At 49.2% G+C, this 16,131-nt stretch carries 13 protein-coding genes; 11 read left to right on the forward strand and 2 right to left on the reverse strand.

What is annotated here, in order from left to right; genetic code table 11:
* Positions 1-21 precede the first annotated feature (21 nt).
* The 5 genes from CIL02_RS15025 to CIL02_RS15045 all read left to right on the forward strand — a co-directional run bounded on the left by CIL02_RS15025 (position 22) and on the right by CIL02_RS15045 (position 7,318).
* On the forward strand, positions 22-1,617 hold the full coding sequence (locus tag CIL02_RS15025) for a RagB/SusD family nutrient uptake outer membrane protein (RefSeq protein WP_094402957.1): 1,596 nt from the start codon (positions 22-24) through the stop codon (positions 1,615-1,617).
* Positions 1,618-1,678: 61 nt separating this feature from the next.
* The gene (locus tag CIL02_RS15030) at positions 1,679-2,587 is read left to right on the forward strand and encodes a putative zinc-binding metallopeptidase (RefSeq protein WP_094402959.1); all 909 of its coding nucleotides are present in this window, start codon (positions 1,679-1,681) and stop codon (positions 2,585-2,587) included.
* A gap of 25 nt (positions 2,588-2,612) precedes the next feature.
* A complete protein-coding gene (locus tag CIL02_RS15035) occupies positions 2,613-3,950 on the forward strand; it encodes a DUF4302 domain-containing protein (RefSeq protein ID WP_094402961.1) in 1,338 nt (445 codons plus the stop codon).
* Positions 3,951-3,956: 6 nt separating this feature from the next.
* On the forward strand, positions 3,957-5,000 hold the full coding sequence (locus CIL02_RS15040) for a BACON domain-containing protein (RefSeq protein ID WP_094402963.1): 1,044 nt from the start codon (positions 3,957-3,959) through the stop codon (positions 4,998-5,000).
* Positions 5,001-5,080: 80 nt separating this feature from the next.
* Positions 5,081-7,318, forward strand: a complete 2,238-nt coding sequence (locus tag CIL02_RS15045) for a hypothetical protein (RefSeq protein WP_094402965.1) — start codon at positions 5,081-5,083, stop codon at positions 7,316-7,318.
* 527 nt (positions 7,319-7,845) lie between these two features.
* On the opposite strand, the gene CIL02_RS15050 is transcribed toward CIL02_RS15045, so the two are convergent.
* Positions 7,846-8,892, reverse strand: a complete 1,047-nt coding sequence (locus CIL02_RS15050; RefSeq protein ID WP_094402966.1) for a M20 family metallo-hydrolase — start codon at positions 8,890-8,892, stop codon at positions 7,846-7,848.
* A gap of 289 nt (positions 8,893-9,181) precedes the next feature.
* On the opposite strand from CIL02_RS15050, the gene CIL02_RS15055 reads away from it, so the two are divergent.
* The 4 genes from CIL02_RS15055 to CIL02_RS15065 all read left to right on the forward strand — a co-directional run bounded on the left by CIL02_RS15055 (position 9,182) and on the right by CIL02_RS15065 (position 12,868).
* Entirely contained in the window at positions 9,182-10,990 is a 1,809-nt protein-coding gene (locus CIL02_RS15055) for a long-chain fatty acid--CoA ligase (RefSeq protein ID WP_094402968.1), read from the forward strand.
* A 40-nt stretch (positions 10,991-11,030) separates the two neighbouring features.
* Positions 11,031-12,146 carry a peptide chain release factor 2 gene (gene prfB, locus CIL02_RS15060; protein ID WP_094402970.1) on the forward strand — a complete coding sequence of 372 codons (1,116 nt, stop codon included), beginning with the start codon at positions 11,031-11,033 and terminating at the stop codon, positions 12,144-12,146.
* Positions 12,147-12,230: 84 nt separating this feature from the next.
* Positions 12,231-12,374, forward strand: coding sequence for a hypothetical protein (locus CIL02_RS16470; RefSeq protein ID WP_170935124.1), 144 nt, complete (start codon positions 12,231-12,233; stop codon positions 12,372-12,374).
* The gene (locus tag CIL02_RS15065) at positions 12,371-12,868 is read left to right on the forward strand and encodes a CYTH domain-containing protein (RefSeq protein WP_094402972.1); all 498 of its coding nucleotides are present in this window, start codon (positions 12,371-12,373) and stop codon (positions 12,866-12,868) included. Before CIL02_RS16470 ends, CIL02_RS15065 begins: the two co-directional genes overlap by 4 nt.
* Here CIL02_RS15065 and CIL02_RS15070 read toward each other — a convergent pair.
* Positions 12,816-13,208, reverse strand: a complete 393-nt coding sequence (locus CIL02_RS15070; protein WP_094403025.1) for a VanZ family protein — start codon at positions 13,206-13,208, stop codon at positions 12,816-12,818. The two genes, CIL02_RS15065 and CIL02_RS15070, sit on opposite strands and share 53 nt — an antisense overlap.
* A 128-nt stretch (positions 13,209-13,336) precedes the next feature.
* Here CIL02_RS15070 and CIL02_RS15075 point away from each other — a divergent pair, with 128 nt between their 5' ends.
* Positions 13,337-14,698, forward strand: a complete 1,362-nt coding sequence (locus CIL02_RS15075; protein WP_094402973.1) for a sodium-dependent transporter — start codon at positions 13,337-13,339, stop codon at positions 14,696-14,698.
* A 66-nt stretch (positions 14,699-14,764) separates the two neighbouring features.
* Complete coding sequence (locus tag CIL02_RS15080) at positions 14,765-16,120, forward strand: sodium-dependent transporter (protein WP_094402975.1); 1,356 nt, start codon at positions 14,765-14,767, stop codon at positions 16,118-16,120.
* The last annotated feature ends 11 nt before the right edge of the window (positions 16,121-16,131 follow it).

Here is a 16,131-nt window from a genome sequence, read left to right on the forward strand (position 1 = left end):
GAAGGAAAGGATAAAAAGAAAATGAAATCATATAAGATATTATCAACTGCGGTTTTGGCTCTGTCAGCGTGTTTCACCTTCACGTCGTGCGACAGCTTTCTGGACGAAGACCCGGACAACCGCGCAACCATTGATACAGAAGACAAGGTGGTTGCACTTCTTACCTCGGCCTATTCCTCTTCCGGTTATACGGTAATCAATGAGATGATGTCCGACAATACCGATGATATGGGTCCCCGCTACGTACAGTACGATGACCGCTTCATCAGTCAGGCATACCATTGGCAGGATATCACCGAGAGCGATAATGACGGTGTGCTGAACATCTGGCGGGGGGCATACAGTGCCATCTCTTCTGCCAACCATGCCATTGTGGCCATAGAGGAGCTTGGCGGACCTAACACTACCAAGCTTAAGGAGTGCTTGGGCGAGGCTCTTATCTGCCGTGCGTACTATCACTTCGTGCTTGTCAACGAGTTCTGTCTGGCATATAATCCGGCTACAAGCTCCAAGGACCTTGGTATTCCTTATATCACTGAGCCCGAAACCCAGCTTAATCCCCAGCACAGCCGCGGTACCGTGGCAGAGGTTTACGAGAACATAGAGAAGGATATCCTTGCTGCCATACCTCTGCTGGGCGACACCCACTACTCGCAGCCCAAGTACCACTTCAACAAGCAGGCAGCACTGGCATTTGCCGCACGCTTCTTCCTGAACTATCAGAAGTGGGACCTCGCATCGAAGTATGCCACCGACTGTCTCGGCACAAACCCTGTGTCGCTGCTTCGTGACTGGGACGAGATGCAGTCTTATGGTATCACCAACGACATGGACCCACGCTGCAACCTCTATATCAAGGCAAGCAACAAGTGCAACTTCCTGTTGCAGACTACCATATCTATGGTAGGTTTCATCTTCAGCAACTATGGATATATAACCAAGTACTCGCACGACAGCTATATCTCTACCAACGAGACTTTGCAGGCTACAAACATATGGGGTGAAAGCAACTCCTCAACCATGCGTTGCCCGACACTTGTCTTCAAGGGTGGTACCATGGACCGTGCGCTTGTCGCCAAGTTGCCAAGACTGTTTGAGGAGACCGACCCTGTTTCGCAGACAGGTTACTATCACTCTGTAGTAGTTCCTTTCCGCTCCGACATTCTCTTGCTCGAGCGTGCTGAGGCTTACATCATGCAGAAAAAGTATACTGAGGCAGCCAAGGACCTTACCACATGGATGCAGAACTGGACAAAGTCTACCTTGACTCTTGACCCGGACACCATTCAGAAGTTCTACAACAGCTTTGGCTACTACACCTCCACCGCTCCTACACCAAAGAAGCATCTCAACCCGTCGTTCGAGATCGACGAAGAGGGCAGTGTTCAGGAATGTATGTTGCAGTGTGTGCTCAACTTCAAGCGTATCGAGACCATACACGAGGGTATGCGCTGGTTTGACGTGAAGCGTTACGGCATCAATATCACCCGCCGTGTGATGAATCAGGACAGCGAATGCGACCATGTCACCGACTCGCTCGGCACAAATGACCTGCGTCGTGCCATACAGCTGCCTTTCGATATCATCGCTGCAGGACTTGAGCGAAATCCAAGGTAATACCCATATATATAATAAGGTAATACCTCCTATATATAATAATGTATAAACAGAAACAAAGATGAAAAAGAATATTATATTCACCTTGATGTTGGCAGCATGCGGGCTCACATTCGTTTCTTGCTCAGAGGACGACTTGTCGTCGGAGAGTATCATCACTGCCGACAAGGTAGAGAAGACTCCTCTCGACTACTGGCTCGATGCCAACTTCGTGGAGCCGTTCAACATAGCTGTGAAGTACCGCTATGAGTACAATGAGACAAACAACTCATACTATACCGTGCCAGCACGCTATGACGATGCCGTGCTCATGGCTCACATTCTGAAGTATTGCTGCGTAGACGCCTATGTCGACGTGGCAGGACTGGATTTCACACGCCGTTACTTCCCCAAGCTCTTCTATCTTGAGGGCGAGTGGCACTACCGCAACAACGGTACCTTCGAGCTTGGTACTGCCGAGGGAGGACGTAAGATATTCCTTATGGGACTGAACTATCTGAGTGGCTATTACTCTGATGTGGAGACTCTCAACTACTATTACATGAAGACTATCCACCACGAGTTTACCCATATCCTGCACCAGACTGTGGAGTTCTCTGCTGCATACCAGCTGATTACTCCTGACTATAAGACAGACAAATGGAGCAATCCGGAGTTCAAGGACTATCTTGTCCGCGGCTTCATCTCTGACTATGCCCAGAGCAACTACCATGAGGACTTCGCCGAAATGGTTTCTATCTATGTTACCAAGTCTGCAGAAGAGTGGGAGGCACTGCTTGCCGAGGCTGCCGGAACAGCTAAGGACCCGAAGCCAGGCCGTGACCTCATAGAGCAGAAGCTCAACATCATGCGTGCATACATGAGCGACCAGTGGGGCATTGACATAGATAAACTGCGTGCCACAATCCTGCAGCGCGAGGCTGATGTTGCCAATGGCAAGGTAAACCTTACAGATCTTACCGTTAAATGATACATAACAATAGAGAAATACCACTATGAATAAGATAAAGAATTTTTCACTGCTGCTATTTGCTCTGCCGCTCCTGCTTACCTCCTGTCTGAAAGACAATGACGAGGTATTCGATGAGTCGGCATCTGAGCGCCTGCAGGCTGCTTTGGCTGAAACACGTACCATATTGCGTGGCGCCGAGAATGGATGGGTCATGGACTACTATGTCGGTACCGACCAGGTATATGGCGGCTACACCTTCATCGTGAAGTTCGACTCGCTGACATGTACAGCCTGCTCGGAGCTTACTCCTCAGGCTGAGACCTCTTTCTATAAGCTGACTACTGACAATGGTCCGGTATTGACTTTCGATACCTACAACACCGTGCTGCATGAGCTTGCTACTCCAAGTGCGGGAAACTACGAGGGTTCCCATGCCGACTATGAGTTCCAGGTTGTGTCGGCTACACCCGAGCTCGTGTTGCTTAGGGGCAGACGTACGGGCAGCGTAATGCAGATGCGTCCTCTGAAGACCACGCCCACAGACTACCTCCAGAAGGTTGCCCAGATGCAGGAGGGTATGCTTGTGGCTTCTATGGATGCCGACCTTGGTGGCAACAACGTTACCGCCGACATAGACCTTGACGGACGTCAGGTGTCATTCTACAGCACTACCGACTCTACCCTTGTCCACGACTGCGCCTTTACGTTCACCGACGAGGGCATACGCCTGTATAGTGCAGTGGAGGCTTTCGGCAAGACACTGTTCGACTTCTCATACGATGCAGAGACCAAGAAGTTCACAAGTCTCGACAAGCAGAACCCTGGTATTGAGTTGCAGGGACGTCTGCCAAAGGATTATGTTTACTACGAGCAGGTACCTGGCGACTATGTCTTCACCTTCCAGGTATCGGATGGTAAGGGAGGTTATCGCAATGTGCCGGTAGATGTTACAATCGAGCCAGACGCTGAGGGAACAGGCTTTATAATGAAAGGACTCGGACAGGGCTTCGACATCAAGCTCGGCTACGATAAGTCAAAGGGCGTACTCTCGCTCAACACACAGATAATAGCCGAAATATCCGGCGGATACCTCTGGATGAATGCTGCCGACTTCGGTGGTGGCGGAAGCCTCTATCCTGGCATTTCTGTATGCGGTATGATTACCAAATGGAATGAGGACCTTGACAATCCTGTGCTGACATGGGTTACCAATGGCTTTGAGGATATGCCTACCGACTCCTTCTGCTTATGGATGACCGATACCGAAGGCTCAAGCCTCGGACAGTACCGCGAAAGTGAGTATACCTATGCGGGCTACCCGCTCATGCTCTTCCTGCAGAATATTACAAAGAAAACACCTTTCCCCGACGTAAATAAATAATGTATCATGAAGAAGATATTCAATATATTGCTCTGCTGTGTGGCTGTGGCGTTCGTGGCATCATGTAGTGACGATAACGACAACCCATACGCACACACCTCTTCGGTGAAGGTCACCAAGTCTGAAGTGTTCTTCGAGGCTGTTGCCTCTGACGGAGGTGTAATCGAATATGACGCCAATGGAGATGTCTCTGTCACCTCATCTGCTGACTGGTGCAAGACACAGCTTAATGGCAAGACTATAAACGTAAGTGTAGACCAGAACGACACACGCTATTCTCGTGCCGCTGTCGTTACTTTGCATTGCAATGGTGACTCTGCCACAGTGTCTGTCGTACAGAAGGGTATCACATTCCGAGTATCTACAGAGAAGGTAGTAGTGTCTACCAACGAGGCTACCACGGCATCGTGTACAGTAGAGTCGAATGTTGCTCTTGAGGTGGCGTCAAAGCCCGACTGGGTGACTATTTCCTTTGCTGACGGCGAGCTGAAGGTGAACTTCGATGCCAATAATTCAGGCTCTTTCCGTACGGGCATGGTAAAGTTGCGCTCTGAGAACTTCACCGACTCCATAATGGTGGGACAGTATGACTTCGAGACGGATGTCAAGGGTACATACAAGCTGACATACTATCGTGATGCCGAGCATACCACAACACGTACGCTCAATGCTACGGTAAAAGACAACACCATACTGCTTGGAGGTATGAACCTCAATGTTCCCTACACCTTCGACGAGTCTACAATGTCTATCGTTCTTACCAGCGGTGACTATGTTGGAAAGGCAAGCAGCAACTACATCTACCTTATCTTCGCCGATGCACTGGCAGAATACTGGACTGAGTTCTATCAGGGTGCCACTTTGGGAGCCAAGCTCGAGAAAGATGCTGACGGAAATGTAGAGGCAGTCTTCAATTCCAGCTATAGTGGCATAGACTACAGCACTATCATGCTCGCCAAGTTTGCTGCCAACAGCTTTGCAGCTGACTACTACAACGGCGTATATCAGGTGATGTATTCTCCTGTGCTGACGCGCACCGTTGCTAAATAGTATCAACTTTTAATACCTGCCCGGCACCCCCGGGCAGGTATCTGATAATAAAAAAATATATTAACTTTTATCTTTTCAGTATGATGAAAAAATTACTTTTAGGTATTATTGGTGTTGCCCTTGCCGCCAATGTCAGTGCACAGTCACTCGACTTCGGCAAGGTTAAGACCTCACACCTGCCTTATGTAGGTGTCAAGTCATCGCCTTTAACACAGGTAAAGAGTCTGGATCAAGTAAAGCCAGGCAAGAAAATGTCCTCACGCATGCAGTTGGCTAATGCTGCCACCTTCAACGAGGTAAGCAAGAGTATGAGACTGAACGGTGCCAGCATCAAGCGTAACAGCAGTTCTGCCGTCGCTGCCGATGCTCCTCTCGCATGGTGGGGTTATCCTAAGGAGTCTTCAGGTCAAGTTTTAACATTTGGCTTCGACCTGCTTGCTCAAGCATTTGGTGCTACATTTCTTAGTGGACAGACCGATTACAATGTTGCATGCCTTATCCCCGGCAACTATGCAGAGGCGAAAATAGACTCCGTGGAATTCGTTATCTATGGCGGACAAAAGTATGAAAACCTTACCGTCTGGGTGGCTCCTTACGCTGAGGTAGAGGAAAAAGGAAATGTGTACTATAACCCACCTGTTTCTCCCGATAGTGCAGCAATAAAGGTCGTAGTGCCTGCTGATGAGATTAGCAAGATACCTTCTGGAAAAGCAGGTTTCATAGGCGTCAAGCTGCCTGTTTCCTACAAGATACCTGCTGACGGATGTTTCGTAGGCTATGCCTTCAAGGGTGAAAGTTCCGGTCGTCCTATCATCACATGGTATACGGATGGAACAAATGGTGGTTTGCTTTATAAGTATGACACTGGTGGAGTGTCCGTGTTTGACAATTTCTATGGTTTAGGACTCGGTGACCTTACAATACAAATCGGAATGGATGTGTCTGAGTGTGAGGCCAACAGCGCTTCCGTGTCTGCTGATGCCGAGCAGACTGTCCTCGTAGGTGCTGCAAACCAATACAATTTCTATGTCGCAAACAACTGTGCAAAAGCCATAACATCCATCGACTACATCATCAGCGAGGATGGTGAGGTCGGCGAGGAGCGTCATCTTGACCTTAGCTCTCCTATTGCTGCCAACGATTATGGCGTGCTGCCTTTGGCAAACAAGGTATTCAGCACCGACGGTGTCCATACTATTGAGTTGACAGTAACTAAGGTGAACGGCAATCAGAACATTGCAGAAGATAATACTGCGTCAAACAGCATCATAGCTCTTGAGAAAGGTGCCGAGCGTACATCTGTCGTAGAGGAGTTGACTGGTACATGGTGCGGATGGTGCCCACGTGGACATGTGGGTCTTGAGAACCTCAAGAAGACATTCGGTGACAAGGTCATAACACTTGCAGGTCACTACACATTTGGCGAGAACGCCGTTGACCCGATGAACTGTTATGAGTATAACCAGAACGATGTTCTCGGCAACTATGGTGTTGTTGCTAATCAGCTTTCTTCGTATCTTGGTGGTGGTGGCCTGCCCGGCGCTTTGTTCGACCGTCTTCTTAGTGCTGACCCATATATGGGATTAAACAACCAACTCAATCAACAGGGAACCGTAGATTATGGTGCTGACGATCTTGTCAATGCCATAAATCAGGCCATACCTTCTGAGGCTTCGGTGAACTTGTCAGCAAGCTGGACCGATGACACCAAGACTGCCATCAAGGTAGACTTTTCTACTACATTCAACTACGACCGCTTTGGTGAGAACCCCTACGGTGTAGGCTTTATCCTCTCCGAGAATGCCATGAAGGGTACTGGTACACAATGGATGCAGCTGAATTACTATTCCAATAGCTACAAAGACTATCGGGCTGCAGCGGCATATTACAAGAACGCTGACATGCTCTCATGGTTCGAGGCTGAGCCGTTTGTACCGATGGAATACAGCAACGTTGTCGTTCAGTCGTGGCGTCCGCTTGGAGATGCTCTCTTTACAGAGAGCGAGGAGAGCGACATCGTAAAGGGTGAGGTCATCAATTACACCAACACCCTCCCTGTCACCAGCACCCTCATTCAGGACAAGGATATGCTGAGCCTCACAGCAATACTCGTTAACCTCAACAACCTCGGTATCGTAAATGCCGCACAGGTACATCTCGGAGCAGGTGCTGCTGGCATTACCGACGTTCAGAAGGATGCAAACAGCACTGTCGTTGAGCGTTACAACCTCAACGGTATGCGCGTCAATGCTCCTCAGAAGGGTCTTAACATTGTTAAGCTTGCCGATGGCAGGTGCGTGAAGGTTGCAGTAAAGTAATCTTGTAACCTCAAATAAACAAAAAATGTGCAGGGCTTGAGTGCTCTGCACATTTTTTTTGTTTATCCCAAAAGAGTCTGTGTTTATCCTGGTTCATCATTGTTCATCTGGCTTAACGGAAACGTTCGTTTGAATGCACTTTTGGCGTGGCTCAGCATAACCCAACCAAACAATTTTGGCTCATCAAGCATTTAGAATGGCTACCGCTTATTGTTGCATGGCCAGGGTATATTGTTTTCATTGCTGATAAGGTTAATAACCTTAAGGCCGTAAGGTTATTAACCTTTCAGCCGTAAGGTTATTAACCTTATCAGTGTTGTAAACATAATCGTAGGCTATGACAGATATATAAGACCCTCTTAAAGTATAATGTCTATAAAACATCACTTCATATCTCGGATGAACCAAACAAGTTTGCTGGCCTCTGCTCTAGCCTTGCACAAACGTGTGCGTGAAAGGTGCATTCATTAGGAATCCCTTCCCAATGTTTTTCCCACATCGCTTTCATCTCTTGGATGCCAGCGGGCTTACAGCAAGGCATCGTATATTCTCAGTGCCTCCCTCATCTCGCTTATGCAGATATATTCGTCGGCAGAATGTGAGCGGCTTGACTGTCCGGGGCCAAGCTTGAACGACGGGAAGGACATCAGTGCCTGGTCGCTAAGGGTGGGAGAGCCGAAAGGAGTCAGTCCCAGTGCTATGCAGCGTGCTATTAGCGGATGGTCTTTGGGAATATGCGACGAGTGCAGGCGGAAGGAATGGGCCTTCACCTCTGAGCGTACATGCTGGCGAATGATGTCGAAGACCTCCTCGTTGGTATATAGCTCGTTTGTACGCACATCTACAAGCATTGTGCATTTGTCGGGAATTACGTTGTGCTGCGTGCCGGCATTTATTACCGTTAGTGTCATCTTTGTCGGACCGAGCAGGTCGCTGACCCTGTCAAACTTGTAGTCCCTTATCCACTGCATGTCATCGAGTGCTTCGTATATGGCATTCACTCCCTCGTTGCGTGCTGCATGCCCGCTTTTCCCGTGGCTTATCACGTCGAGCACCATTAGTCCTCGCTCTGCTATTGCCGGCTGCATGCCTGTTGGCTCGCCCACTATGGCAACGTCGATGTGTGGCAGCAATGGGAGGACGAGGCTTATGCCGTTGGCTCCGCTCACCTCCTCTTCTGCTGATGCTAAATAGACGAGATTGTAATTACGCTTTTCTTTAATCTTCTTTCTGAATATCTGCAGCAGCGTCACCAGTCCACCCCCGCAGTCGTTGCTGCCAAGTCCATAGAGCCTGTCATCCTCTATTTCGGGACTGTATGGGTCGCGGTTCCATGTCGCTACTGGCTTCACGGTATCTATATGTGCGTTGATTAGCAGGGTCTGCCGGCTCTCGTCATATTCCGGGTCGATGGTCCATATGTTGTTCCCTTTTCTGTGTACCGTAAGCCCATAGCTGCTGATGGTGTTCTCCATGATGTCGGCAGCCTTGTCCTCGTTGCGGCTTGCCGACGGGGTGGCAATGAGCTGCTGTAGTAACGTTACGGCCCCGTCAAGATATTCGTCGGTTGTCATAGTGTATTATCTATGGAAATTATTAGTGAAAATGTTGATGCTGCAAAATTAAGCAAAAATAATCTTGCAGGCAACTTTATTGCCTGTAAACAGCCCCGAAATACGAAGATACCTTCATCAGCCAAAGACATTCGTAGGCTCACGAAGGTATGTTCATTAAAATAAGAGTATTTTTTCATGACCCACCTAAAGAAATTTTTTATGTCCGAGTGTATAAATTGATTTGTATTCTCTTCGGTTAATCGAAATTTTATGCTAACTTTGCAATTGGTATTAATACATTATCGCTATGCAGACAAATTCTCATCTTTCGGTACTTATACACGACCAGGCTAGGAAATATGGCAACCGTAGTGTTTTGACCTTCCGCCCGTTTGGAAGTCTACAGTGGAAAACCGTGACATGGAACCAGTTCTCGTTGAGGGTGAAGCAAGTGTCTAACGCCATGCTCAACCTGAACATCAAGCCGCAGGAGAATATTGCTGTTTTCGCACAGAACTGCATACATTATTTATATACTGATTTCGGAGCCTACGGTGTAAAGGCTGTCAGCATACCGTTCTATGCTACGAGCAGCGAGACGCAGATACAGTTTATGATTAATGATGCGCAGGTGCGTGTGCTGTTTGTGGGCGAGCAGGAGCAGTATGACAAGGCCTTGAGGGTCTTTACCCTGTGTCCGTCGCTTGAGCGCATCATTATCTTTGATGAGAGTGTCCGCATAAGTCCCAATGACCCTAATGCCATGTACTTCTCCGACTTCCTGAAGCTCGGAGAGGGATTGCCTCGTCAGACGGAAGTGGAAAATTTGTGGAAAACGGCCGATTTCAACGATATCTGCAACATATTATATACCAGTGGGACCACGGGCGACTCCAAGGGCGTCGTGCTCACGTATGGGCAATACCAAGCCGCACTCGAGGCCAATGACAAGTGTGTGCCTGTTAGTGAGGACGACCGTTCCATCTCGTTCCTGCCGCTCACGCATATCTTTGAACGTGGATGGGCATATCTGTGTCTGTCGGAGGGTGCCGAGATAATCATCAATACCTATCCCAAGGAGATACAGGACTCTATGAGGCAGACACACCCCACATGTATGTCGTCGGTGCCGAGGTTTTGGGAGAAAGTATACCAGGCTGTCAAGGATAAGATTGACCGCTCGGGTACTGTGCAGAAAAAGATGTTTGCCTATGCGCTGTCTGTGGGCCGCAAGTACAATATTGAATATCTCAGTCATGCCAAGCGTCCGCCATTGCCATTGGCATTGGAATATAAGGTCGTTGACAAGGCTATCTTGAGCCTTGTGCGCAAGACCATGGGACTTATCAAACCGAATATCTTCCCAACAGCAGGTGCCTATGTGTCGCCCGAAGTTGAGGAATTCATCCATTCCATCGGTCTGAACATGGTTGTTGGCTATGGTCTTACCGAGAGTCTGGCCACTGTGTCATGCGACCATCTCTCCGATGGCTATACTCTCGGTTCTGTGGGCCGTCCCATCGAGGGCATACAGATAAAGATTGGCGAGAACGATGAGATTTTGCTCAAGGGCCCGACCATCACACGTGGCTACTATAAGCGTGATTCCATAAATGCCGTGTCGTTTGACGAGGATGGCTTCTTCCATACAGGCGACTCCGGTTATCTGAAAGATGGCGAGCTGTTCCTTAAGGAGCGCATAAAAGACCTCTTCAAGACCAGCAACGGTAAGTATATCGCACCACAGCAGATAGAGGCCTTGCTCCTTGTCGACAAGTTTGTCGACCAGGCGGCCGTCATCGCCGACCAGCGAAAGTTTGTCTCGGCACTCATCGTACCGGCATATTCCCAGCTTGAGGAGTGGGCACGCGACAATGGCGTTTCTTATTCCACTATTGACGAGCTGTGCGCTCATCCGAAGGTGAATGCCATGATGAAGGAACGTATTGACACGCTGCAGCAGACATTGTCGCACTATGAGCAGATAAAGAGATTCACAATTCTGCCGAAACCATTCTCTATGGAAAGCGGAGAACTTACCAATACCCTTAAGCTAAGAAGGCAGGTGGTGAATAAGAACTATAAGGAATTTATAGATAAGATGTATGAGGACTGATTGAATGTCCTTGAATATTATAGAACGACTTAGACAGACAATGATAACATCAGATCAGCTGAAAGATGTACTTGACCGTGCGGACGCTCTTCACAAGTATCTAAACATAGACCAGAAGAAAGTGGAGTTTGAGGAGGAGCAGTTGCGCACGCAGGCACCCGACTTCTGGGAGGACGTGGAGCGTGCACAGGAGCAGATGAAGAAGGTCAAGAGCATCGAGAAATGGATAGTAGGATATAATAACGTCAGGCAACTCGCAGATGAGCTGCAGTTGGCATTCGACTTCTACAAGGAGGAGATGGTCACTGAGCAGGAGGTGGATGAAGACTATGACAAGGCTGTCAAGGCCATCGAGGACCTTGAGCTGAAGAATATGCTCCGGCAAGAGGAAGACCCTATGGACTGTGTCATGAAGATTAACTCCGGAGCCGGTGGTACGGAGAGTCAGGACTGGGCGCAGATGCTTATGCGTATGTATATGCGCTGGGCTGAGGCTCATGGCTATAAGGTTACCATATCCAACCTGCAGGAAGGCGATGAGGCCGGTATAAAGAGTGTGACAATGGAGATTGAGGGTGGTGAGTTCGCTTACGGTTTCCTGAAGAGCGAGAATGGGGTACACAGGCTCGTGAGAGTATCACCATTCAATGCACAGGGCAAGCGCATGACCAGCTTCGCATCGGTCTTCGTGTCGCCACTCGTAGATGAGACCATTGAGGTGTATGTAGACCCGGCAAGGGTGTCGTGGGATACCTTCCGCTCAAGTGGAGCCGGTGGCCAGAATGTCAATAAGGTGGAGTCGGGAGTACGTCTGAGATATATGTACCAGGACCCTGACACGGGCGAGGAGGAAGAGATACTCATCGAGAATACCGAGACCCGTGACCAGCCCAAGAACCGTGCCAAGGCCATGCTCCTGCTCAAGAGCCAACTTTACGACAGGGCTATGAAGAAGCGACTTGCGGAGAAAGCAAAGATAGAGGCTGGAAAGAAGAAGATAGAGTGGGGAAGCCAGATTAGAAGTTACGTCTTCGATGACAGGCGTGTTAAGGACCACCGTACGAACTACCAGACAACGGATGTGGATGGTGTGATGAATGGTGACCTCGACCCCTTCATAAAGGCATACCTCATGGAGTTCCCGGTAAATGAATAGCCTCACCCCCCAACCCCTCTCCAAAAGAGAGGGGAGCAAGTTAGTTTTGTTGAAAAAGGACCATTAACCATAAACCAAATAATTATGAGCCAAAAGAGTAAAATCCGCCACGCAAAGCGTGACGCACAACAGGAACAGCAGGCCAAGAAGGTTGTCCGTTGGATTTTCGGAGCATTCGTGGCTTTAGCCATAGTATTTATGATTTATTCTATTTTCATCGTACAATGAGCGGACTTGAGATTGAACGCAAGTTTCTGGTACGGAAAGGCGGCGCATTCAAAAGCGTCGCCTTTTCGAATAGCCATATCGTCCAGGGATATATTCCTGCCGAGGGAGCAACGGTGAGGGTTCGAATACGTGATGAGAAGGCTTTCCTTACCATCAAGGGAAAGTCCGATGATGGTATCAGCAGATACGAGTTCGAGAAAGAGATAGAGATGGATGAGGCACGCCATCTGATGGAGCTGTGCCGTGGAGGGGTCATCGACAAGCGGCGCTTCCTGGTACGTTCGGGCGCTCATGTCTTCGAGGTAGACGAGTTCTATGGCGATAACGAGGGACTGGTAATGGCAGAGGTAGAACTGAAAAGTCCAGATGAACCTTTCGAAAAGCCCGATTTCATCGGTCCTGAAGTTACTGGTGACCGCAGGTTCTACAATAAGCACATGCTTAAATATCCTTTCTCGCTCTGGCGCGATAGTATACCAGAAGACTACCGATAGCCGCTCCTATCAGCACGCCAATGCCGTCGGCGAGCCAGTCCATAACATCGCCGCTGCGGTTGCCGCCAGTACAGTAGGCTTGCGCCAGCTCTATCATACCACCCATGGCAAAGGGCAGCAGCATACCGACAAGTGCCACGTCCCAGCCTTTAGGCTTTCTGTGCCGGTAAACATATTCTGATATTATACACAGGCTGAGCACTCCGAACATTACGAAGTGTGTCCACTTGTCCATCATCGGAACATCGCTTAAAGGCGTCTCAGGGATAGGTATTAGGCATACCGTCCATATTGCGGCGATAAGGAACAGTGATACGGGATATTTTCTGATACTTTTCATGATGTATGCGATTTTGCGTGCAAAGATAATCAATTTCGTTGTATGAGGGTGCAAAAACATTCGGATTGTTAGCGTAATACCGATATTTTTTATAATTTTGCAATCGAAAATAATAATAGCAAATCAATATGACATCAGAGGAGAGAGCAAGTTTTGGTAGTAAGCTGGGGATGATACTCGCCACGGCTGGTGGTGCCGTTGGACTTGGCAACGTATGGCGTTTCCCATACATGGCTGGTGACAATGGAGGCGCGGCTTTCATAGTGGTGTATCTCTGTTGCGTGCTGTTGCTTGGCATCCCGTGCATGCTCAGCGAATTTATTATTGGCCGCCATGGAGCTGCCAACACTTTCAGGGCGTACAACAAGATGTCGGGCGGCAATGCGTGGAAATATGTAGGACTGTTGGGCGTTGTCACTGGATTTCTCATCACGGGCTATTATGCCGTAGTGTCAGGATGGTGCCTGCAATATGTCTATGCGTCCTTGGTTGGTGAGCTGAAGGGTAATCCCCAGTATGTCATGGACTATTTCACTACATTCTCCCACAATCCTGTCCGTCCAGCCATATGGACTCTTGTCATACTGTTCACTGCCCATTTTGTCATCATTCATGGAGTAAGGGGAGGCATCGAGCGAGCATCGAAGCTTATGATGCCTACGCTGTTCGTGCTGCTGCTCACCATAGTAGTGGCATCATGCCTTTTGCCCGGAGCCGACAAGGGTGTTGACTTCCTGTTGCGTCCGGACTTCTCGAAGATGACCAAGAGCATGTTCCTCGGAGCATTGGGACAGTCGTTCTACTCCCTGTCCATAGCCATGGGATGTATCTGTACCTACGCATCCTATTTCAGCCGGCAGACCAATTTGCTGAAGTCGGCATTGCAGATTTCTGTCATCGATACTATCGTAGCCATCCTCGCAGGTCTTATGATATTCCCTGCCGCCTTCTCGGTAGGTGTAAATCCCGACAGCGGCCCGTCGCTGATTTTCATCACCCTTCCCAATGTTTTCAATCAGGCCTTTGGCGGAATGCCGGCTGTAGGGTGGGTGGTGTCGTTGCTTTTCTACCTGCTTCTCTCTGTAGCGGCGCTCACGTCGCTGATGTCGTTGCATGAGGTGAGCACCTCTTTCTTCTTCGAGGAGCTTCACATAACCCGTAAGAAGGGTGCGGTTATAGTGACGGTTTCCTGCGGCATCATCGGCGTGCTGTGCTCACTGTCGTTGGGCAGCTGGGACTTCCTGCGTATCGGTGGAATGGACCTTTTTGACCTTTTCGACTTCGTTACTGGCCAGATATTCCTGCCCTTGGGTGGTATGCTGACATGCGTATTTCTGGGATGGTTTGTGCCAAGAAAGACGGTACGCGACGAGTTCACAAGCTGGGGAACAGTGTCGGGAGCGTTCTTCGGCATCTATCTCTTCCTGTTGCGCTTCGTCTGCCCCTTGGCGATATTGGCCATATTCCTCCATCAGTTTGGAATAATATAGGACACGAGCCGGCAGCTTACCGTCATCGCTTGCTGAGAAATATTTTTCAACTACAATACTAACATTATGGAACAGAGAGGAAATTTCGGAACTAAGATAGGTGTGATACTTGCAACGGCCGGTTCTGCGGTAGGACTTGGCAATGTGTGGCGTTTTCCCTATATTACGGGACAGGACGGCGGTGCGGCCTTCATTATGGTTTACCTCTTGTGCATCCTCTTTCTTGGTGTCCCCGGTATGGTTTCCGAATTTATCATTGGCAGGCACTCGGCCTCCAATGCGGCGCGTGCGTACAAGAACTTGGCTGATGGCAGGCCGTGGCAGATTATCGGCTACATCGGCATTTTCACCTCAACAGTAATACTTGGCTTCTATGCTGTAGTCGCCGGATGGTGCCTGCAATATCTTCTTTCCTCACTCATGGGGCAAGTCAATGGCGATGCGGAATATGTCACGACATTCTTCCGAGAGTTCTCCACAGATGCCGTGCGCCCTTTGGTGTGGACTATTGTGTTCATCCTTATAACTCACTTTGTGGTGATACGAGGTGTCAGACGTGGCATAGAGAAGGCATCCAACATGCTCATGCCGACACTGTTCGTGCTGCTCATAATCCTTGTGGTGGCCTCGTGCATGCTGCCGGGAGCATGGAAGGGAATAGACTTCCTGCTCAATCCTGACTTCTCAAAGATGTCACGGGGTGTGTTCCTCGACGCTCTTGGACAGTCATTCTTCTCGCTGTCTCTTGGTACAGCCTGCCTTTGTACCTACGCCTCATATTTCAGTAGGCGCACAGACCTTGCCAAGTCTGCGCTGCAGATTGCGGGCATCGACACCGTGATAGCAGTGTTGGCGGGACTTGTCATCTTCCCCGCCGCCTTCTCCGTAGGAGTAAATCCTGACAGCGGTCCCTCACTGCTGTTCATAACCTTGCCCAATGTCTTCCAGTCGGCCTTTGGCTCCATGCCAGTTGTGTGTTATGTGGTCTCCATTCTTTTCTATGCGCTCCTGACACTGGCCGCCCTTACGAGTACCATCTCCATGCACGAGATTGGTACGGCCTTCTTTTATGAGGAATTGCATATATCACGCAAGAAAGGAGCTTGCGTGCAGACAACGCTCTGTATCATCATCGGAATATTCTGCTCCTTGTCGTGCGGTGCCGTAGAGCTGAACATCTTCGGAGTCGACTTCCTGGGTTGCTGCGACTACCTGACCTCCAACATCCTCATGCCTGTGGGGGCGCTGCTCACATCGGTGTTTGTGGGATGGTATGTGCCAAGGAAGATAGTCTACAATGAGTTCACTAATTGGGGAACTCTTCATGGAGCATTCTTCGGCTTGTGGCTCTTTGCTGTTCGTTTTGTGTGTCCGGTGTGCATAATAGTCATCTTCCTCAATCAGATGGGAGTGTTCAAGTAAGACGAACAGAA

The sequence above is a fragment of the Prevotella sp. P3-122 genome (assembly GCF_002251365.1).
Taxonomy (GTDB): domain Bacteria; phylum Bacteroidota; class Bacteroidia; order Bacteroidales; family Bacteroidaceae; genus Prevotella.